Raw genomic sequence first — 20712 nt, 5'->3', positions numbered from 1 at the left:
CGTGGATCGCCTAAGCCAGTGCGAAGTGGCAAATGGTCCTCGGAGGAATCGATGCAAACCAGATTCGCAATTGGCACCCGCGGGCAGGGCCTTTACGAATTCACCTCGTCGGTGGCTGAATGGCTTGCAGAAACGGGTGCGGAAGACGGCTTGCTCACACTGTTCGTTCGCCACACATCCTGTTCGCTGCTGATCCAGGAGAATGCGGATCCGGATGTGCAGCGCGATCTGAAGGCGTTTTTCGAACGCCTGGTTCCGCCCGCAGATCATCCTTCCATGAATTATCTGGTGCATACCCTGGAGGGACCGGACGATATGCCTGCCCACATCAAGGCGGCGATGATGCCGGTTTCGCTTTCCATTCCCGTCTCGGCAGGGCGCATGGCGCTTGGAACCTGGCAGGGAATTTATCTGTTCGAACATCGGACCCGAGCCCATCAGCGTCAGATCGCCGCTCATTTTCTGCCTGACAGCTAATCGGATGTTTTGTCTGCGCGTTCGATGACCGTGATTGAGAAAAAAGGCGCTTTCGGAAAATTTGTGACGACTATCACATCCTGAAAAATTGAAGCCGGTAGAGTGGTTGCATGATCCGGAAATCCGTCTCAGAAAACCGGAAGCCGGTTGAGTTTCAGGGAGATAGTCAGATGCGCACCACCCTTTTCCTTGCGGCACTGTTCCTGGCTGATCCCGCTCTTGCCGATAACGACCCGAACCGCCCGACCGACAGGATCGCGGCAGACCTCGGTATCGAGGAGGCGGTCTTCATCGAGTGTTTCAAACCCGTCAATCCGGAGCCGGGCAAATATCCCAGCGGTGCCCAGCAACGGGCGAACAAGGCGCTGTTGCTGCCGTGCCTGCAAAGGGCCAACGCTGCCATCACCAATGATCGCCTGGACGCGGTCATGGACAAATACCGGCCTGAGGGCGCATTCAGGAAAGAAGATTGTTCCCGCAAGTCCGCAAACCGGCCCGTTATGCAGCGTTGTGTCTTTCTGAAAATCGAGTGACGCTCACTTACTTGCGAAGTGCCGGAAGCCCAACCCCGGTGCTTTCAAAACCACCATCGGAAGCAATTACCTGCCCGGTGACGTAACTCGCCTGCTCGGAGCATAGAAAGGCGATTACTTCGCCAATTTCCGTTTCCGAGCCATAGCGGTTGAGCGGGATCGCGTCGTGATAGGCATCGATGATGTCCTGGCTGTGCACCGCCATCGCCAGCTTGGTGCGCACGGGACCCGGGCAGACACAGTTGGCGCGAATGCCGTATTCGCCAAGTTCAGCTGCCTGTTGCTTGGTGAGCTGGATGACGGCGGCCTTGGAGGTTCCGTAGGCAACCCGCAACGTTGACGCGCGCAGGCCGGAAATGGAGGCGATGTTGACGATGGCGCCACGGGTTTTCTTCAAGGCGGGAACGACAGCTTGAGAAACCAGAAACACGCCGTCGAGATTGGTCTCCATGACCCGCCGCCACATGGCAAAATCCGTCTCCTCTATCGGGCCGAATTCGGCAACGCCGGCATTGTTCACGACGGCATCCAGCTGACCGAATTTCTGCAAGATGGCAGGGATGGTTGCCTCGACCTGCTCTGCGATGGAAACGTCACAGATAAACGGAACGGCACCTGCCAGACCTTCGGACGCAATCGCGAGTTCGTCGACATCCCGGTCAAGCATGGCAACTTGCCAGCCGCGGCTCAGCATGAGCTTTGCCGTCGCAAGGCCGATGCCCCGGGCAGCACCGGTGATGAGGATGGTTTTCTGGGTCATGGGGGGGAGATCCGTTCAGGGCAGGGGAAGGGGAGGCGTGCCTGTTGAGAAGGTCAGCGCATTGAAATACAGACGCGAATGGAACCGGCATTGTCCGGCAGCGCGACATCCTTGTCGTTGATGCGGAAGGCATAGACACCGGCCGGATCGCGCGAGTTGACGGCGAGCGCGGCAAACTCCGCGAACGGCACAATGCGGCCCGCCTGATCTCGCACAAGCATCTCGCCGAAAGCGTAGGATTGGTCAAACTTGTAGCCGTAGAGCGGGCCTAGCCGTCGCGCGTCTTCGCCCGTGTAGCCACGCGGGCCGACGGCCTTGTACATGCCGGCAATCACGCTCCAGCCGCCGGAATACTGCACGCCGGTGATCTTGCCGCCGGGCAGGGACAGTTGCTGCCAGCCGCGTTTTGCCTGAACATCGATGCAATGATCGGCGGCAAATGCTGTGGACGAGAACAAGAGGGGCAGAAGCAGGCAGAGGCGAACAAGGGTCATGGTCTGATCCGAAATGAACTCGCCCCAGAAGATAACAGCCCCGCGTGTGGGTCAAGCTGTGTCGGGGAGCGCTGGTCCTGGATCACGCAAGCCTCACACAGGCTTGCCTTGCAACTATTTGCGGGAAGACCCACATCGTAGGGTGAACGATGAGGGGCGTTCCTCCCCAGACTGGCGCCGGGCTTTTACGAAAAGCTGCGGCGCCTTCTTTTTTCAACTCTTTGTCGGTATGCTGACCGTGTGGGCGACAAGGTCGCCAAAACCGGAAATGTGCTCCACTGCGCTCCTGGTGGGCCAGGACCTTGTCCTGGAGAGCTGCATGTGGTGGCCCGCGCCGTCGGACGGGGACGGCGCGGGCTTTAACACCGGCCTGAAAAGGAGGGGCTCAGGACACGGTGTTAGCCGTTGCCGCCAGGATGGCAGCAATCTGGTCTTTCAGATTTAGTCTCTTCTTTTTCAGGTCTTCCAGGACATCGTCGGATGCCGGTTCCACATCTGTCTCGATGCGGTGCACTTCGCGATTGACGGTGTGATATTCATCCGCCAGCCGGGCGAAATGGGCATCACTTGTTTTCAACGCATGCAAAGTGTCTGCGGCTTCCGGAAATTCTTCATGTAACTCGTGTGGCACGTGGCTCATTCTTGCCTCCTTGTAAGAACCACAAGGTGCCGCCAACCTGTTCAATTCACCTTGAGACAGATCAATCGTGTTCGAAATTGCATCGGAGTTTTTGTGGTGGCGCCGGTTTGCGCGCACGCGCGAGGCTGGAAGCCTGGAAAAGCAGGCGATCGGCGCTGGAACGGGTGTCAGCCGCTGACAGGCTTGAGCTTTGCCAAGCGTCCGCTCGTCGGCATCTTTTCCTTCAAGGTCTGTTCCAGAAGGTAGAGGGAGAAGTCCCGGATGGGCATCGGTTTGGCAAAGAAATAGCCCTGGGCGTAGTCCACATCTCGGTTCCTGAGGGACGCGAGCTGGTCCATCGTCTCGACACCCTCCGCACAGACTTTCATGCCATGTGCCGAAGCAATGCCGAGGATCGCCTGAACAAAGGCGCCGCGGGCCGTATCGGTGGTGCTGCCGAGATCATCGACGAACATCTTGTCGATCTTCACCAGATCGGGCTTGAGCGCCTTGATCTGGGCAAGGTTGGAATAGCCGGTGCCGAAGTCGTCAATTGCGATCAGGCAGCCGATGCTGCGCAGGTATTCCAGCGATTTTGCAATGCTGGTACCGGACCGGATCCCGGTTTCCAGGATCTCGCAGCACAGGGAAAGACCGGCTTCTGTCGCCATTGCAAAAACCGGCGACTGAATAACGGACTGGATCTGTTCGTCTTCCAGGTCCGCCTGGAAGAAATTGACGGACACCTTGAAACCCGGCCGTCCTGCAAGCAGCGGTTTCAGATCGCGCAGCGCCTTGGCGATGATGATCTCGGTAAACTCCCAGGTCAGGTTCTCCTGCTGGATTATGTTCACGAATTCATCCGGGAAAAGCTTGCCCTGGGCATCTTCGAACCGGGCCAGAACCTCACAGCCTTCGCATTTCATCGTGTCGAGCGACAGGATGGGCTGGTAGTGCGGCTCGAAACCTTTGCCGCCGTTGGCGATCGCGTGACGGATCCGCCCGGCCGGGCTGTGGCGGTCACGCACGATCCGTTTCACCCTCAGGAAAACGAGCCCGCCGGTGACGATGCCGAAGACCGCAAAAATCGCGAGCAGGCCGATATTTTGCTGAACGATCCGGCTGGCAGGGATCATGGTCAGGTAACACAGCCTGACATCGCCTTCGCCGCAGGCCTGTGCATAGACGTTGCCGAACATCGGGCCGTAGTTGTCGCGGTATTGCTTCAAAAGACCCGCGTTTCCATTGGCGTGGAACAGAACCGTGTAAGGGTCTTCAACACTCGACACATAGAACATGTCGTCGGCAGCCGTTGCCAGGTTGCCGGTCTGGTAGAATGAAACGCCGTAGCGGCCCTTCTTGATCACTGTAACGCTGTCGACACCCTCGGCCTTGTCGAAGGGCACCCTGTACCAGGTCTCCCTGCCATCGCGGAACAGTTGAGCCTTTTCAGGCGGGCCGAAATTGTGGGCAGGTTCGAAACGCCCGAAGCTCGAAGAGCAGGCGGCGTTCGTGTCGCCGTCCGGAAAAAACCAGATATTGGTAATGTGATTGTCGTTGTAGACGAGCGTGTTCAGCGTTTTCAAATGCGCGTCGCTGCAATCGTCTTCGGGAAGTCTTTCCAGCGCTCCGTAGAGCTTGTTTCCACGGTCTATGTTGGACTGCCAGATGCCAAGAAGGTCTGCCGTCTGTTTCTGCAGTTCGCTTTGCCCGTCATAGGCGACACCGACCCAGGCTATAAGCAACATGACGGCAACCGTCGCGAGGCCTGCAAGAGAGCCTTTTAATAGTGGTCGGGTATTGGGCGAGGTACCGTGACGAGCCATTTCATTGCCAATTATTATTCCGCCCAAGTTGCACAGTCGGGATTAAGAACAAGTCAATTGTTAGAATTAACGGCGCTTAACCCGGCAGATTAATCGGCTTTTTATGTCTTTTTAGGGTGTTTTTTGCCTGAAATGGCCATGAGGCGCCCTCAAGTCAGGCCGAAATCAGCAATCCGGGCAGGCGCTCGATGACCCACCAGGCCGACAGGATCGCAATCCCCGACAGCGCGCCGAGCCGCAAGGGTTGCAGGGCGGGTTCAGCTGTCTTTCGCAGAAGCAGGACGATGGAGAGCGTTACGGCGAGAATGATCAGCTGGCCAAATTCGATGCCGATGTTGAATGCCAGCAGCGCGGGTATGAGATCCGGTGCGCCCCGGCCGAGTATGTCCGCAAGAACGAAGGAAAAGCCGAGGCCGTGCAACAGGCCGATCGCGGCGAAGACGATCACCGAGCCCGACTTCCGGACCATTGCCGCGATGGCCGCATAAAGAACGGAAGCGGCAATGGCCGTCTCCACCAACGGGATGAACCATGGCCAGGAAGGTGTTGCCCCGAGGAAGGTGGCAATCAGCGTGACTGAGTGCCCGATCGTGAAGGCGGTGACGAGGTAAATCAGTCTCCGCGTTGCCCCGACGCCCAGAGCCAGCGCAATCACCAGAAAGACGTGATCAAGGCCTTCCAGAATATGCAGGGTGCCCTGGTGGATGAAATGCATAAACGTGCTGAGCCGGGATCCGTCGAACCGCGCAGGTTCTTCCAGTTGCCCGGGAGCGGTGGTCGAAACCGGAGGGGTGATGCGGGCATCGACCAGATGATTGTCGATGGCTATGCCGGGCCCCGGGATCAGGGGGGCGTACCCCGACTGCACTTGAAGGACACCGGTCGGATCGCTGCTTTCCAGCCTGAGCGCGTAGTCGATGACTGCCGTACCAAAGAGCGGGTCTTCATTCGGGAAAGCTTCGCTCAATGCGGATTGGGCGGCAACAGCTGTGTCGATGTCCTGATCAGGTCGACTGGCGTGAATCGTAAACCCGATGATCTCCACCGGCAGGGCAAGGCCCGCCTGCGAAAAGACGAGGGCGTTGCGCAACCGGTCTTCAAAGGCAGATCGATTGCTGTCGATCGCGCCGAGATCAACCCGGTAGCGCTCACTGTCAGGGGTTTGTTCCAGGCGAAGAAACGGCGAGACCAGTGGTACCTGTTCGACCTGCGAGCGACCGACGAGATCCGAGAAGACAAGCGGAGCGGGCACCCGCACATAAACAGTCAGCGTGTCACCTTCACGGGAGACCAGAAGCGAGCGCACCTTGGTACCTTCCGAAAAATGCGCGAAGGCAGGCGTGAAGTTTGTCAGCAGAAGCAAGAGGCTGAAAAGGATCATCTGCCAGCGTTTCATGATCTCTCCTTCCGGTTGTCGCACCGCCTTGGTCTGCGTCCCGGCCCATGCAGTTTAGCTGTGACGGCGCGGTACCGGCAAATTGTCATCAGCCTCTTTTCCGAATTCATCTGTGAGACGAAATTTGCAGGTGTTTACTTGCCCTTGCGTCATATATGTTTGTCACTCTCTCCTGACAGAATGCTGTCAGGAGAGGTTTGATAAGGTGATCCTCATCACAGCGCCTGAGGAGACTTTCCATGACTTTTGCACCCGATCACTTCAACGTCTGGATGGAGATACCCGTCTCCGATCTGGACAAGGCGGTCAGCTTTTATAACGACGTTTTCAAAACGGAGCTTAGACGTGTCATCGACATGGGACCAAATGAGATCGCAATCTTTCCGACCAAGGAGCAGGGTGGGATTGCAGGTCACCTTTACCCGGGAAAACCCGCGCAGAACGGAACCGGACCAACCATTCATCTCGCCTGCCCGGACACCCTGGAAGAAACGATGGAACGGTTCGCTGCCAAGGGGGGAGAGATCATTTCCGATCCGGCTGCCATTCCGGCGGGGCGCTTTGCCTATGGCATCGACCCGGACGGAAATTCCATCGGCATGTTCGCACGCTGATTTGAGACTGACAGGATGTCGGCTTCGCAAGGAGCCGGCATCATGAGACGCGCCGACCGCCTTTTCCAGATCGTGCAATATCTGCGCGGCGGCCGGCTCGTGCGGGCACGTCAGCTGTCCGAATGGCTGGAAGTATCCGAACGCACCATCTATCGCGATGTTGCCGACTTGCAGGCATCCGGCGTGCCGATCGAAGGTGCAGCTGGTGTCGGCTACATCATGCGGGATGGCTATGAACTGCCACCACTCATGTTCACTCGGGATGAAATTGTCGCTCTACTCGCCGGTGCGCGTCTGATCCGTGCCTGGGGCGGGGCTGCCATGGCCCGGGCCGCCGAAGAGGCGATGATCAAGATCGACGCCGTCCTGCCGGAAAAGATGCGGGTGCGTCAGAACGAAGTCGAGATCCACGCGTTCGCGCCAGAGATGACACCGCAAATCCGGGCTCATATCGATTTTCTGGAAGCGGCTGCCGATGGCCGCAGGCGCTTGTTCGTGGCGTATTGCGACAGCAAGGGGGAGCCGACCGATCGTACGATCCGCCCTCTCGGTCTGTGGTTCTGGGGCAAGGTCTGGACACTGGTTGCCTGGTGCGAATTGCGCCAGGACTTCCGTATGTTCCGTCTGGACCGGATTTCCGAGATGCGGGAGACGGGAGACCGGTTTGATCCGGAACCCGGCAAGACGCTGAAGGATTTCTATCGGGGCATGGAGGCGGAAAACTACGGCAACACCGGGGGGTGACGGCCTGGTCGCTGGAGCAGGGTACCGTTCCCGCGGGCTTATGGCACCTGCACGATCATATCGAGCCATGTCGCAATCGCCTGCAATGCGGTAGAATCGATGGTCGTTGCTATCCGGATATACTCGTTGATACGTCCGGTTCGCGTTGGTTGGAACAGGTGATTGAGGCCAGGCAGCGTTCTGACATCCGAGAGCGGGTGGGTGAGGGCCCTTCGCATGACAGGTGAATTCTCCCTGGCGGAGACCTGCAAGTCGTGCTCACCGAAAAGTGCCAGCACCGGAATGGTCAGGCCTGCCAGCTGCGCAACCGGATCGTGCCGCGCGTAGGCGGAAGCCCAGGGCGTCGCCCAGACAGCCAGGTTTTGCCTGATCTGGGAACCGCTCGCCCCCGAGTTCTTCAAGGCCTTCGTGATGTCCTCGCGTAATTCTGCCGGTGTTCCGGATTTCAAAAGAGCGGAGCTGATCTCATTCACCGCGCGGCTCTGTCCGGCAATGACTTCATCGGACAGGCCTTCCGCACGCCCGATATCCTGAACCTGAGTGCGCATGACATCGGGAACAAGCGGCAGGGCAGGGCCTGCAAGATAAACATGAAAGGCGGCCGGTTCGATCTGCTGCGCGATCGGCGCGAGATAGCCGCCTTCCGAGTGGCCGATGTATCCGGTTTTTTCGGAAAGAACACGCGGATGAGATTTCACATAGGCAAGCGCGGCGGCTGCGTCGCTCGCGAGATCCTGCGGGGTTGCGGTCGCAAAGTCTCCCGTGCTCCGACCCACGCCGCGATCGTCGTAACGCAGCACGGCATAGCCGGATTTCGTCAGGTAATCCGAAAGCACGAGAAATGGTTTGTGGCCCGCAATTTCTTCATTCTTGTCCTGTGGACCGGAACCGGTGATGAGCACCACCGCGGGAACGCGCCCCCTCCCTTTGGGTAAGGTCAGCTCGGCATCCAGTACGGCGGTGCCGGACGCAGTTCTGATGCGGACGGTTTCAATGGGGTAGTCGCGGACCTTCGGGTCCTGTGGACGGTCGCTCAGTCCGAAGACCGCCAGATAGCCGGCAAAAGTCGCCAGAAGCAGATCAATGTTCATCGTGGTGTTCCCCTTGGCTGGAACCTGCAGGCGACTGCATTGGAGTGTCGGATTGGTCCACGGGAAGAGCTGTATCGCGCGTCGGTGTCCAGCCGGGAGGTTTCATGAGCATCTTCAGAGCCTGGGCAAAGGAAGGGGCATTCAGCGCATCTGAGCCAAGACGAACGAAGTCTCGAAAGTTGATTGTGATCGGATTGGATGTGTTGAGCGGATCGGTGATCCCATAGACAACCTTGGCACGCTCGGGAGTGTAGGTTCCAAAGAGCCGGTCCCAGACGATCAGGATGCCGCCATAGTTCTTGTCGAGATACTCCGGATTGCTGCCGTGATGCACACGATGATGCGACGGTGTGTTCAGAATGCCTTCAAGCCACCCGAGCCGTCTGACCTTTTCGGTATGGATCCACGATTGATAGGCCACCACGACGGCAAGGCCTGCGATCACCTGCACAGGGTCGAAGCCGACAATCACCATGGGAATGAAAAACATCCATTCGAACAGCGCTTCAGTCCAGGCCAGACGCAGAGCCGTCGTGAAGTTGAACTCAGGCGAGGAATGATGAACGCTGTGATAGGTCCAGAATAGCCGTACCCGGTGCTCGCAGCGATGCATCCAGTAGTACGTCAGATCAGCGACCACGATCGCAAGCACCCATGTCAAGCCGTTCATGGGCAGGTCCCAAAGCGCGAACGGTTCTGCAAGGAAAACGGCAATCACGACGATCAGTCCGTATGCGGTTCGTTCCAACAGACCGTAGACAAGACCGATAATCAGATTTGCGCCGGTTTCCGATAGCGATTGACGGTAGCCGGCAAACCGGTCCCACACGGTTTCGGAAGCCAAAACAAGAAGAAAGACCAGCGCCAGAATTTCAATACCGTTGAAGAGTCCAGCCGCCTCCTGAAGGCGAAGTTCCAGATCAGAATACATGACACCTCACAAAGAACGAACGTTCGTTCTTTAATTGGGTGCACGGCCCAGGATTGCAAGACGGCAACGAACCTGAAATGAACAGCGCAGAAGAAGAAGTCGGGCTACGGTCTTTCTTCGTAGCGTCCCACAGGAGATTCCCGATGGCCGAAACCAGGCCTCAATCCACCAGCCGTCTGGAAAAATCCGCCAAGCGTCGACAGATGATCGTCGAAACGGCTGCGGGTCTTTTCATCGAAAAGGGGTTTCACCAGACCGGCATGCGCGACATCGCCGGAAAGGCGGGGATCAGCCTCAGCAATCTCTATAATCACTTCAAGGGCAAGAACGAGATCATCGCAGCTATTTCGGAACTGGAAACTGTGGAACTTGATCCCTTGCTGAGGCGGCTTGAAGACACGTCACGAAATCGGATGGAAAGACTGCTGCAGTTTGCAGCGGCGTATTTCGATCTCTGTTCGTCGCCGGCACATGCCGCTTTGAGCGCGGAAATCGTTGCCGAGGCCTTCAGAAATCCCGAGATCGGCGGCCTGTTCGAGCAAACCCGGGCCCGGCTCGTTCAAGCGGTTGCCAACTGCCTGCCAACGTTTGAGGAAAACCCTGCCACGTCGGCCGAACTGGTTCTTGGTTTGATCGAACGCAGTGGCCAGAATGCCGTTTCCAGAGATGTTTCGACCAGAAAACAGCTCAGGCAATCCATGTTGGCTTTTGTCGAACGCGCAGTTGGCACAGAGCTGAAACACGGTTGATCAACTGCCGGCAGTGAGCCGTTGACGCATTTTCTGCTGAACAGCAGGCTTCGTCTGTGGAGGTCGGCGCCGCCAGGTCAGGCTGGTTCATTGAACCTGGAAGGAATGTTCAAGGGGGTGACCACCTGGATATCGCTCGTTTCGCCAGAGGGAGACGTGCCGATGCCGTGGTATGCCAGGAGATGACGAAACGCCGAGTTCATGTCTGACTGCAGGTCGTGATGAAGCACCAGCGTCAGCTGCTCCTGCCGGAGAAGCTCGAGATTGTCCTTGTCCAGATCGTGCGCGACATAGACCCCTGGCATCTGGCCCGCTTCGGACAAGGCCTGCAAAATGGCCCTGTTGCCGCCTCCCATGGAATAGACGCCGGAAATCGGCGGAGAGGAGGCCAGCTTCTCGGCGACCTCCCGCCGTGTTTCGGGATTGAGACCGCCGCCGCCACTGGCATCCACCAATCTGCATTCCGGGCGTAGACGATCCAGCTCCTGCCTGAACCCCTCGTAGCGTTCCTCCTCGCCCTGAAAGGTGTGCTGGCTGAGCGTCGTCAGCACCGTTCCGTTTGCCGGCAGGAGCTTGTGCATGAGATAGGCTGCGGTTTTGCCGGCGCTGCGATTATCCAGGCCAACATAGGCAAGCCGCCGGGAAGCGGGAAGGTCGGTAAAGACGGTGACGACAGGGATTCTGCGGTCTGCCAGTCCTGCGATCATATGCCGGACTTCCTCTGTATCGCGCACCTTGAGGCAGACGCCCTGGCTGCCTCGCTTTGCGATCCGCTGCAGAATCGCGCTGCATTCGGCTGCCGACATGGTTTCGGTGAAAGTGAACCTGGGGCGGATCGCGATCGGATGCAGATCTGTCAGCACGCTTTCACAGGCGAGACGCACTTCTCTGCTGAACCTGTTCGGCGCTTCCATAACCACATCGAAGAAAAGCCGCCGCCCCCTGGCAGCCAGCTGACCTTCCTGTTGTTCCAGTTCTGCAATCGCATCCTCAACCCTGCGACGGGTTTGCGGGCTGACATGTGCTCGCCCGTTCATCACGCGGTCAACCGTGGCAGTGCTGAGGCCTGCCTGAAGGGCGATTTCCTTGATCGGGAAGCGATGGGTCATTTGATGGATTCTTGATGGAAAATGCCGATCCGATCAAGACCGATCCTGCTAGCATTGCAGCCAACAAAACCTGGGAGGGGATCATGGACAAACGGGTCGATCATCTGGCGTATTTCAACGCCTCCAGCTGCGATGTCGAGGACTTCAGGCAACTTGTGTCGCAAAAACTGGACGCCGGCATCGTGCCGCACGCCTACAAGGTGGTTGCCGGTATTCCCGTCTACCGGGTTGCCGATCTGGAGACCGTACTCGCAGGTAGCGAAAGCCGTAGCCGGTTGATGGCAGAGTGGGCGCAGGTTATGCGGCTGCACTCCGGTGTGCTGGTGCTGGAAGAGGCATATAAGGATGTCACTCCGATAGACCGGGCAACGCAGGTCTACAACCGGATCATCGCCGAGGAGAAAGCTGCTTCAGGCGGCGGTGCGGATCATTTTGCAGCTGCCGGCGCAAACGACCGGATCTGGAACTCACTGCAGAAACTCTGCCTGGAAGCCCCCGATGTCTTCGCGGACTATTTTGCCAATCCTGCCATCGATGCCGTCTGTGAAGCCTGGCTCGGGCCGAACTACCAGATGACGGCCCAGGTCAATCTTGTACGTCCGGGCGGCAAGGCGCAGCAGGCACATCGGGATTACCACCTTGGTTTCCAGTCAGCAGAAGACTGCGCACGTTATCCGGCCCATGTGCACGACCTGTCGCAGGTCATGACCCTGCAAGGGGCGGTCGCGCATACAGACATGCCGATTGAAAGCGGTCCCACGAAGCTCTTGCCGTTTTCACAGCTTTATCGTCCGGGCTACGCTGCCTACCGGCTGGAGGCATTCAAGGAGTTTTTTGAACAGAATTACGTGCAGATGCCATTGCGCAAGGGCGATGCGGTGTTCTTCAACCCGGCACTGTTCCACGCCGCCGGTGACAACTCCAGTGCAGATATCCAGCGCATGGCAAACCTGCTTCAGGTGTCCTCGGCCTTCGGACGCGCCATGGAAAGTGTGGACAGGGATGCCATGTGCCGGGCGCTCTATCCCGTGCTCCTGGCGAAAACCGGACAGGCAACAATGTCAGGTGCCAGACTGGAGGCGGCTGTTTCCGCGTGTGCGGAAGGATATTCCTTCCCGACCAATCTGGACCGGGATCCGCCTGTAGGCGGGCTGGCGCCCGAGACACAGAAGCAGCTTTTCCTAAGGGCCCTGCAGGACAGAATGCCGGCAGCGGATTTCGAAGCGGCTCTTTTGGCCCGGGCGGAGCGCCGGCAAGCCTGAAGCTGATTTCAGCGCAGGGAAGCGTAGCCGCTGCCGAAGATTTCCCGCAGCAGTTTGCGCTTCATTGCCTCTGCGTAGTCGTCATAACTGGCTGCAACCTCGACAAAGGCACCCGGACCCCTGATCACATGGGTCCGGTAGTAGCGCACCGGAGCTTCATCGGCGCCTGAAATCACCAGACCGTTGACCGTAACGTCCTGGAAATCGAAGGCCCTGTAGGCGCTTTCCGGGCCGAAACCGTCGTTGTTGATGCCATCACCGGCAACATCTATGACCTTACGAACACAAGGCGCGGGTGCCTTGCGCATCAGCGTTGCCGCATGGCCGAGTGCATAACCGAGGGCGGTTGGAAATTCGGTGTAGCCTCGTGGTGAGCGTCGCAGGGTTTCGGCCGCATTCGCAGCGCTTTGCGCATCGGAAAGATGGCTCCACCCAAGCTGGAGCAATTGCTGGTACCGGCCGCTCCATTCGAAACTTGTAACCCAGATCCCGCCAACGGCCTCGATTGCCTGAACGACGTCCGGGTCTCTCAGGGCATCCGCCAGTCCGTTGAGCTGCAAGGTGTGTTCGCGCGCATCGACGCTGGCCGAACCGTCCATCGCCAGAACCAGCGACAGGGAACACGCGGCTGCAGGACCTGGCAGGAGCAGCAAGGAAAGAAAAGAGAAGAGACCGATGACCTGACGCAACGTCTTGCGCGCCGCGCTTTGTCCGCGGTGGCAGTCGGTATGTGAGATCCAACAGCAGTCCGTCATGAACCCATTCTAGAGGATAGGGGCGACAAGGGAATGCTTTTACGACGCGCTTTTGGCTCAGAAACGATCATATTCTAGGCATAGAGCCGAGCGCAGCGGGCCAACTGAAAGGGCGGGATCCGGCTGTTTCTGTTCCATACCGCAAATCGCTCCGGAAATGCCGCCAGTCATCAGGCAGGATGCGCAAAGGGGTGATATTGTTCGTCCGAGCCATGTTGCACTGCAAATTTTTTGGCTTAGGCTCTTGATCCTGCTGAAACATCTGGGCAGGGTTAGGGCATGTATGCATCCCATGGATTTCTGCGGTCGGACATTGGCGACGTCGATGTCGTTTATCACGATGGCATCTATCATCTGTTCCATCTGGTGCTGCCCAATCACGATTTCATCGCGCACGCCGTCAGCACGGACGGCATGACATGGCGCCGGGTCAAGAATGCACTTTTCGTCGGTGAACCGGGCGAATGGGATGATGACATGCTCTGGACGATGCATGTGACGCCCGATCCGGATCGGCAGGGCGAGTGGCGCATGTTCTACACCGGACTTGCGCGGGCGGAATATGGCAGGGTGCAGCGGGTCGGGCTGGCACGGTCCAAGGATCTCTACACCTGGGAACGCTGCAATCACGGCAATTATCCCCTGCAGGTGCCGGGCCCGCTTTACGAGAGCACTGTAGACGAAGGCCGGAAGTGGGTCAGTTTCCGCGATCCGTTCTTCTATGTTGATGAAGACACAGGCGAACGCCTGCTGCTGGCCTCTGCCCGTGTCAAGGAAGGGCCGGTCATACGGCGCGGCTGCGTCGGGCTCGCCCGCGAGACCAAACCAGACAAATTCACGTTCGAGCCACCTCTTTATCGGCCCGGTCTTTATGACGACGTCGAGGTGCCGAACCTGTTTCGTCTCGACGGCCGCTATTACCTGATGGGATCGATCCGCGAAGACACCAAGATCCACTACTGGTATGCGGAGACGATTGAGGGCCCATACCAGAACTTCTTCGACAATGTGATCCTGCCGACGGGCAATTATGCAGGCCGTATTTGCCGGACCAACGACCGTTTGCTTCTGTTCAATTTCTTTTCCAAGACGGAGTACGTCTACGGGCGCGAGGTCGTGAAGAAGCTGTTGCCGCCGCCGAAGGAACTGGTGACGGACAGTGCCGGCAGGCTCAAGCTGAAATCGAATTCGGACTTCAACGATCTGGTGACGCATCGTCAGGTCGTGACTGCGTCCTACCAGTGCAAGGCACTGTATTCCAACACACATGCGTCGGCGATCGATCGGCCGGACGGGCTGCATCTGAGCTGCAAGAGCGGGTACGAAGCTTTCATGCTGCCGGGCAAGCATGAGGATTTCCGCCTCAAGGCACAGCTGATGCTGGAGGGACTGGGCAAAACCGGTCTTGTGCTGAGGATGAACGACGAGGGTGACGGTTATTACCTCTCTCTGGATCTCGTCAACGGCATTGCCCAGATGCGAGCTTGGGGGGCAAACCCGACACCTGAATTCGAACATGCCTTCCGTTACGAGCCGCTTCAGGAAGCACATTTCAGGGGCAGCGATCATGGCCCCTGGCAGATCGAGGTTGTGGCGCACGGCCTTTACTTCGAGTTTTCCATCGACGGCTATGTGGTGCTGTCGCTGGTTGACGACAGTTTCATCGAAGGCGGTATCGGCTTCTACACCGAAAGCGCGGCCGTCTGCCTGAAGGACCTTGTGGTTGAAACATTGAGCCGTCCGGTAACGGAGCACACGGTCGAACCGGCATATTCCGTCACGCACAGGGCGCCCGATCAGGAAGGGGAGGGCCGGTGACCGGCGAGACGGGCAAGAGTGATACCTGGCTTCTGGTCAGCGACATCGATGACACCCTGACCGGTAACCGGGCCGATCTGGAGCGACTTTGGCATCAGCTGAAGAACGCCAAGTCGCACCTGAAACTGGCTCTAAACTCCAGCCGACCGGCCGCCAGTGTCGACCAGACCCTTGCCGATTACTTCCCCGAAGGCTTCGAACCGGACGCGATTATCACCGGTTTGGGAACCGAAATCCGTCTGGACCGTTTCTTTCTGGAAAGCTGGCAAAGCCGGTTTATCGACTGGCCTGACGAGGAAGTTCGCAAAATCGTCCGGAAACTGGGGTATGATGCGCACGACGACAAGTTCCAGACGGACGGAAAGGCGAGCTTCGCCGTTCCGGGAAAAGACGGCGTGGACGCGATTCTTGCCGCACTCCGGGACGAGGGCATCCCGTTCAGGTACATCTATTCAGGGACCAGTGACCTGGACATTCTCGCCCCCGGCGCAGGCAAGGACACTGCCATGCGCCATCTGGCAAGCCATCTTGGCATTCCGATGGAGCGATCGATCGCTGCCGGTGATTCCGGTAATGACCTTGCGCTGTTCGAAGCAGCGGGCAAGGCAATCGCGGTCGGCAATGCCCGCCAGGAACTTCTATCAACCCTGCCGCGGCACAAGACCTATCTGGCATCCGCCCACCATGCGGCCGGCGTGCTGGAAGGGCTGACGGTAATGGGCATGCTGCCGCAATCGGCAGTCTGATCCGGCCTTTCGAGAGGCTGCTGCCTGCTGCAACGTCGGCGGGCCGATGAGCAAAAAGAGCAAAAGAACGCCTGGGTAGATGGAGATCAAGACACTCGAACAAGGTAACGACACATGAACAAGCACAATATCGGTTCCCTTCTGATGATCTCGCTGCACGGTTATGTGGCCGGATCGCCGGAACTGGGTAAACCGGATACGGGCGGCCAGGTGGTCTTCGTACTGGAGCTGGCAAAACGGTTCGCGCGGCTCGGCTACAGGGTCGATGTCATGACGCGCCAGTTCGAAGACCAGCCGGCCGAGGATATCATCAATGAAAACCTGCGCGTCGTGCGCGTTCCTTTCGGAGGATCCGATTTCATCCGGAAGGAGGACATGCACGACTGGTACGGTGATTTCGTCACCAATGCGCTGGCGATGATCCGTCATCGCAAGTTGCATTATGACGTGATCAACTCTCATTACTGGGATGCAGGCGTCGCCGGCCAGAAAATCGCCGAGGAGCTGCAGGTTCCGCACATCCACACGCCGCACTCCCTTGGCTGGTGGAAAGAACACGACATGGTGGGAGCAGGTGAAGAAGAGATGGCCGGATACCGCTTCAAGGAGCGTATCCAGAAGGAATTCGTTCTTTACCGCAACTGCGACCACATCATTGCGACGACCGAGCAGCAAACGGACCTGATCGTCGAGCAATACCAGCTACCGCGTGAGCATATCACCATGATCCCGCCGGGCATCGACGAAGGCCGGTTTACGCCCGCAACACCGGATGTGGTCGCGGAAGCGCGCCGGAAGCACGACTTCAAGGAAACGGATATCTACGTCGTTGGCAGGGCAGCGGAAAACAAGGGCTATGACCTGATCATCGAAGCCTTGCCGAGCCTCCTGAAACTGCAGCCCGACGCACGCCTTGTGCTTGCCGCCGGTGCCAATTCGGACAGCGACAAAGCACTGCTCGCGCAATGGAAGGAAGTCGCTTCTTCCCTGGGCGTGTCCGATGCCATCAGCTGGCGTGGGTATGTCGCGGATGAAGATCTGGCAGATTTCTATCGTGGTCCGGGTATCTTCGCACTTCCCTCCCGCTATGAGCCTTTCGGCATGACCGCCGTGGAAGCGATGGCCTGCGGAACGCCGACTGTGGTGACGATTCACGGCGGCCTTTTCGACCAGATCGAATTTGGCCGACATGCGCTGGTGGCCGATCCCAAGCGACCAGAAGAGTTTGCGGCCATGCTGAACATGCCGATGCAATACTCCTGGATGCGCGAAACCCTCTCGGTGGAGGGCGCTCGCTTCGCACGCCGCGTGTTCGGCTGGACAGGGATCGCCCGGCGGACGCTGCAGGTGTTCGAGCAGTTCAAGGGCCGTTACGACGACCTGCAGACGGACGAAGTGGCGCTGGGCTGACAAGGCGGCGGAAGGAGGCCGCCGCAAGAAGGGCTGCTCAAGAAATCCAAACAACCGGTTCAGCTTGCGTTCAGGTGAAATTGATTACACCTTGCACATGACCTCGTGAGCAGACCGGAATCGGACACGTGAAACAGATATTTGCCCTTTTGATCCTGACATTCGCCGTCATTGCGCCGGCGCAAGCCGCTTGTTTGTCCCAGTCGCAGGCCCGTGAAGCCGTGGCCAGTGGCAAGGCCGCCCCGCTTGGGGCGGTTGCAGGGCAGGCAGGCGGTGAAATCGTCAAGGCCCAGCTTTGCCAGCAGGGTGGAGGATACGTCTATCTGTTGTCGGTCCTAAAGGGTGGCAAGGTGACAACTGTCACAGTCAACGCCAACAGGTAATTGCTAGAAGCGACATCTTCCTGCCGGCTTTCGGTTGGTTGATCTGGTTCCGACTCCATCAGTCATAAAGTTGAATTTCATGCGCATTCTTGTTGTCGAAGACGATACCGATCTGAACCGCCAGCTAGTGGCCGCCCTGGAAGAGGCCGGCTATGTGGTCGACAGTGCGACGGACGGCGAGGACGGGCATTTTCTTGGCGACACCGAGCCATATGACGCCGTGGTGCTTGACCTCGGCCTGCCGTCGCTCGACGGACTGTCCGTTCTGGAAAACTGGCGCCGCGACGGGCGCACCATGCCGGTCCTCATCCTGACTGCGCGCGACCGCTGGTCGGACAAGGTTGCGGGGATCGACGCCGGTGCCGATGATTATGTCGCAAAGCCTTTCCACATGGAGGAAGTGCTTGCCCGTGTGCGTGCGCTTGTGCGCCGGGCCGCCGGGCATGCCTCCAACGAACTCACTTGCGGTGCGGTGCGGCTGGATCTGAGATCCGGCCGGGTAACCGTGGACGGCAGCGCGGTCAAGCTGACTTCGCATGAATACAGGCTGCTGTCCTATCTGCTGCATCACCAGGGCAAGGTGATCTCCCGCACCGAATTGACCGAACATCTCTACGATCAGGATTTCGATCGTGATTCCAACACGGTGGAAGTCTTCGTCGGCCGTCTGCGCAAGAAAATCGGCTCGGACATGATCGAAACCATCCGAGGGCTCGGATACCGCCTGGGAGCGGCGAGTGACACCTGAGACCTCTGCCAACGGGGACGGCCGGCCCGTGAACCGGCCTCAGCGGTCACTTTCCGCACGTCTGGTGTTCGTGGCGGCTGTATGGTCCACCATCGCGCTTGCCATCGCCGGGGTGTTCCTGGTGAGCCTTTATGAAAGAGCCAGCGAACGGGCGTTTGACGCCCAGCTCGAGGTTCATATCAAGGCACTGATTGCCGAAATGCTGGCAACCAATGCAGATGCCAGTGCTGACCAGGCAACCGCAACCCTGACTGCGCCGACCTACCGCGGCGATCCCCGGTTCTCCCTGCCACTGTCCGGCTGGTACTGGACGGTTCGACGCGCGGACAGCCCGTCGATCCTCTATGCATCGGAGTCGCTGGTGGGGGATCCGCTGAACACGCCGCCGATCGGGCAGGACGACGCCAATGCCGGGTTTATCGTCGGGCCGACCGGTGATGAAATCCGCGTACTCCAGCAGAGAATTACCGTTGAAGACGCGGCCTATGTAATTGCCGTCGGCGCTGCAACAGCAGGGTTCTGGGCGGATATCTTCGAGTTCGCGCGGCTTGTGGCCATCACGCTTTGCATTGTCGGGCTCGGGCTCATTCTGGCGATCTTCCTGCAGGTGAAATTCGGCCTAAGGCCGCTTGCGCGCTTGCGTGCGTCGCTTTCGGCCGTTCGACAGGGTGAAGCCGAACGCATTGACGAGGCCTTGCCGCGTGAGATCGCGCCGCTGGCAGTGGAACTCAACGCGCTCATCGTGTCGAACAAGGAAATCGTCGAGCGGGCACGCACCCACGTCGGCAACCTTGCACACGGTCTGAAAACCCCACTGTCGGTCATTTCAAACGAGGCAAGGGCGTCCGGCGGCCCCTTGGCGGACAAGGTGTCCGAACAGGCAACGATCATGTCGACCCAGATCCAGCATCATCTGGAGCGGGCCCGCATGGCGGCGCAGCGGCGCGTCATTGGTGTTTCATGCGAGACCGAGCCGGTTCTTGCCCGTCTGATCCGGGCCATGGGCAAGATCTATCAGGACAAAGGAGTTGATGTCGGTTTCGCGCAGTCCGGTCAGATCCGCTTTCGAGGCGAAAGCCAGGACCTGGAAGAAATGAGCGGCAACCTGATCGACAATGCCTGCAAATGGGCAGGTTCGAAGGTGCGGGTGCAGGTGGCCCCTTTGAACGATCCGGCCACGAACCGGGACATGTTCACGATCACGGTCGAGGATGATGGGCCCGGACTGACGCCTGAACAGCGCGCCGAAGCCATCAAGCGTGGTCGGCGTCTGGATGAAACCGTGCCGGGAACAGGTCTTGGCCTGTCGATCGTGGCAGATCTCGCTGCCCTTTACGGCGGTGCCTTCGATCTTGAAAGTTCCTCGCTCGGAGGCCTGAAGGCACGTCTGGTACTGCCTGCGCTCAGCAAGGAATAGGGGATTTACCAAACGTTCGCTTGGGCCGCCCTTGCGGGACTGTGATAGGATGTGATGCAAATAGCGGAAACAAAGACACGGTTGTGGCCAAGTTCGGCCACAAATTGAAAATAACACTGATTCATCGACCGGTTTGCGCCGGTTTCACGCCTTCTAGTGCAGTGATTTTGCGCTAGCCTTTGAAAAATGGTCAGCAATCGGATTTCAGCTGCTTCTGGTTGAAATTCGAAGAACTTGGAGCTTTCAAGAATGCGTCTTCGCGGTGCCTCGTGTCTTGCTCTTGCCTTTGCTTTGGCAGGTTGCTCCATGACGTCCGGGTCGAGAGACAGCAACACTTGGGGGTCCTTTTTCGGTGACCCGAATGCGAATGTTTCGGGCTCGGAAGCGAATACGGCCATTTCGGTGCTGGTGAACAACGAGTTCGGGGACGCGCTTGAACCGTCTGACCGCAAGGCAGCCGAAGATGCCCAGACCAGGGCCCTGCGCGCGCGTGGCCTTGGGGTTTCGGTTGCCTGGCAGAACGAGCGTACCGGCCGCAGTGGTCAAGTCCGTCCCGGACCGGTCTATTTCGTCAACGAGACCAGCTGCCGCGAGTTTACGCACGAGATGGTCCTCCAGGGCCGCACCTTGCAGGCGCGCGGCACGGCGTGTGAAACCGACCAGGGTGCCTGGCAGGTGATCGGCTGAACCAGCCGGCGCGGAAGAGTTCAAAGGGAGACAGTATCCTGGTGATGCTGTCCGAAGCCCTTTAAGTTCCCGGTATTTATTCTCAACACTTGCTTAAGTCTTCTAACGTTAAACTCGCGGTAACTAGGATCGCGATGTTGACG

The 20712-nt window shown here is 58.5% G+C and carries 22 protein-coding genes; 13 read left to right on the top strand and 9 right to left on the bottom strand.

Annotation, left to right across the window (positions count from 1 at the left end; translation table 11 throughout):
• Positions 1-51 precede the first annotated feature (51 nt).
• Both HEP89_RS26905 and HEP89_RS26900 read left to right on the top strand, forming a co-directional pair.
• Entirely contained in the window at positions 52-477 is a 426-nt protein-coding gene (locus HEP89_RS26905) for a secondary thiamine-phosphate synthase enzyme YjbQ (RefSeq protein WP_168687992.1), read from the top strand.
• 170 nt (positions 478-647) lie between these two features.
• Positions 648-1010, top strand: coding sequence for a hypothetical protein (locus HEP89_RS26900; RefSeq protein ID WP_168693464.1), 363 nt, complete (start codon positions 648-650; stop codon positions 1008-1010).
• Positions 1011-1017: 7 nt separating this feature from the next.
• Here the strand turns inward: HEP89_RS26900 and HEP89_RS26895 are convergent, their stop codons facing one another.
• The 5 genes from HEP89_RS26895 to HEP89_RS26875 all read right to left on the bottom strand — a co-directional run bounded on the left by HEP89_RS26895 (position 1018) and on the right by HEP89_RS26875 (position 6105).
• On the bottom strand, positions 1018-1770 hold the full coding sequence (locus HEP89_RS26895) for an SDR family oxidoreductase (RefSeq protein WP_062489479.1): 753 nt from the start codon (positions 1768-1770) through the stop codon (positions 1018-1020).
• A gap of 53 nt (positions 1771-1823) precedes the next feature.
• Positions 1824-2264, bottom strand: a complete 441-nt coding sequence (locus HEP89_RS26890) for a hypothetical protein (RefSeq protein ID WP_168693463.1) — start codon at positions 2262-2264, stop codon at positions 1824-1826.
• Positions 2265-2649: 385 nt separating this feature from the next.
• A complete protein-coding gene (locus HEP89_RS26885; RefSeq protein ID WP_031268132.1) occupies positions 2650-2904 on the bottom strand; it encodes a YdcH family protein in 255 nt (84 codons plus the stop codon).
• A gap of 167 nt (positions 2905-3071) precedes the next feature.
• A complete protein-coding gene (locus HEP89_RS26880) occupies positions 3072-4631 on the bottom strand; it encodes an EAL domain-containing protein (protein WP_167579484.1) in 1560 nt (519 codons plus the stop codon).
• 232 nt (positions 4632-4863) lie between these two features.
• Positions 4864-6105 carry a HupE/UreJ family protein gene (locus HEP89_RS26875; RefSeq protein WP_168693462.1) on the bottom strand — a complete coding sequence of 414 codons (1242 nt, stop codon included), beginning with the start codon at positions 6103-6105 and terminating at the stop codon, positions 4864-4866.
• Positions 6106-6344: 239 nt separating this feature from the next.
• On the opposite strand from HEP89_RS26875, the gene HEP89_RS26870 reads away from it, so the two are divergent.
• Together HEP89_RS26870 and HEP89_RS26865 are read left to right on the top strand one after the other, a co-directional pair.
• Positions 6345-6719, top strand: coding sequence for a VOC family protein (locus tag HEP89_RS26870; RefSeq protein WP_022997847.1), 375 nt, complete (start codon positions 6345-6347; stop codon positions 6717-6719).
• A 42-nt stretch (positions 6720-6761) separates the two neighbouring features.
• Positions 6762-7463 (top strand): YafY family protein, encoded by a 702-nt coding sequence (locus HEP89_RS26865; RefSeq protein WP_031268126.1) that lies wholly within the window; start codon positions 6762-6764, stop codon positions 7461-7463.
• A 38-nt stretch (positions 7464-7501) separates the two neighbouring features.
• On the opposite strand, the gene HEP89_RS26860 is transcribed toward HEP89_RS26865, so the two are convergent.
• Together HEP89_RS26860 and HEP89_RS26855 are read right to left on the bottom strand one after the other, a co-directional pair.
• On the bottom strand, positions 7502-8554 hold the full coding sequence (locus HEP89_RS26860) for an alpha/beta fold hydrolase (protein WP_168693461.1): 1053 nt from the start codon (positions 8552-8554) through the stop codon (positions 7502-7504).
• Positions 8544-9485: a sterol desaturase family protein gene (locus tag HEP89_RS26855; RefSeq protein ID WP_168693460.1), complete on the bottom strand. Its 942-nt coding sequence runs from the start codon at positions 9483-9485 to the stop codon at positions 8544-8546. Before HEP89_RS26855 ends, HEP89_RS26860 begins: the two co-directional genes overlap by 11 nt.
• A gap of 143 nt (positions 9486-9628) precedes the next feature.
• Between HEP89_RS26855 and HEP89_RS26850 the strand changes: the two genes are divergently transcribed.
• A complete protein-coding gene (locus HEP89_RS26850; RefSeq protein WP_168693459.1) occupies positions 9629-10234 on the top strand; it encodes a TetR/AcrR family transcriptional regulator in 606 nt (201 codons plus the stop codon).
• A 77-nt stretch (positions 10235-10311) separates the two neighbouring features.
• On the opposite strand, the gene HEP89_RS26845 is transcribed toward HEP89_RS26850, so the two are convergent.
• On the bottom strand, positions 10312-11343 hold the full coding sequence (locus HEP89_RS26845) for a LacI family DNA-binding transcriptional regulator (RefSeq protein ID WP_168693458.1): 1032 nt from the start codon (positions 11341-11343) through the stop codon (positions 10312-10314).
• 83 nt (positions 11344-11426) lie between these two features.
• Here HEP89_RS26845 and HEP89_RS26840 point away from each other — a divergent pair, with 83 nt between their 5' ends.
• Positions 11427-12605 carry a phytanoyl-CoA dioxygenase family protein gene (locus HEP89_RS26840; protein ID WP_168693457.1) on the top strand — a complete coding sequence of 393 codons (1179 nt, stop codon included), beginning with the start codon at positions 11427-11429 and terminating at the stop codon, positions 12603-12605.
• Between the two features lie 8 nt (positions 12606-12613).
• Here HEP89_RS26840 and HEP89_RS26835 read toward each other — a convergent pair whose 3' ends face one another.
• On the bottom strand, positions 12614-13360 hold the full coding sequence (locus HEP89_RS26835) for a DUF1194 domain-containing protein (RefSeq protein ID WP_209014833.1): 747 nt from the start codon (positions 13358-13360) through the stop codon (positions 12614-12616).
• Positions 13361-13639: 279 nt separating this feature from the next.
• On the opposite strand from HEP89_RS26835, the gene HEP89_RS26830 reads away from it, so the two are divergent.
• From HEP89_RS26830 to HEP89_RS26800, 7 genes are all read left to right on the top strand, one after another.
• Positions 13640-15178: a glycosyl hydrolase gene (locus tag HEP89_RS26830; RefSeq protein WP_152507148.1), complete on the top strand. Its 1539-nt coding sequence runs from the start codon at positions 13640-13642 to the stop codon at positions 15176-15178.
• Entirely contained in the window at positions 15175-15924 is a 750-nt protein-coding gene (locus tag HEP89_RS26825; RefSeq protein WP_168693456.1) for an HAD-IIB family hydrolase, read from the top strand. The genes HEP89_RS26830 and HEP89_RS26825 overlap by 4 nt, the downstream gene beginning before the upstream one ends.
• Positions 15925-16038: 114 nt before the next feature.
• Positions 16039-17334, top strand: a complete 1296-nt coding sequence (locus HEP89_RS26820) for a glycosyltransferase (RefSeq protein ID WP_055658693.1) — start codon at positions 16039-16041, stop codon at positions 17332-17334.
• Positions 17335-17462: 128 nt separating this feature from the next.
• Positions 17463-17717: a PepSY domain-containing protein gene (locus HEP89_RS26815; RefSeq protein WP_022997836.1), complete on the top strand. Its 255-nt coding sequence runs from the start codon at positions 17463-17465 to the stop codon at positions 17715-17717.
• Between the two features lie 79 nt (positions 17718-17796).
• Positions 17797-18465 carry a response regulator transcription factor gene (locus tag HEP89_RS26810; RefSeq protein ID WP_022997835.1) on the top strand — a complete coding sequence of 223 codons (669 nt, stop codon included), beginning with the start codon at positions 17797-17799 and terminating at the stop codon, positions 18463-18465.
• 64 nt (positions 18466-18529) lie between these two features.
• Entirely contained in the window at positions 18530-19882 is a 1353-nt protein-coding gene (locus tag HEP89_RS26805) for an ATP-binding protein (RefSeq protein WP_197923314.1), read from the top strand.
• A gap of 249 nt (positions 19883-20131) precedes the next feature.
• Positions 20132-20569: an RT0821/Lpp0805 family surface protein gene (locus HEP89_RS26800; RefSeq protein ID WP_022997833.1), complete on the top strand. Its 438-nt coding sequence runs from the start codon at positions 20132-20134 to the stop codon at positions 20567-20569.
• Positions 20570-20712 lie beyond the last annotated feature (143 nt).

It is taken from the genome of Labrenzia sp. 5N (assembly GCF_012395805.1).
In the GTDB taxonomy this organism is placed as follows: domain Bacteria; phylum Pseudomonadota; class Alphaproteobacteria; order Rhizobiales; family Stappiaceae; genus Roseibium; species Roseibium algicola.
This window is presented reverse-complemented; position numbering and strand designations above follow the sequence as displayed.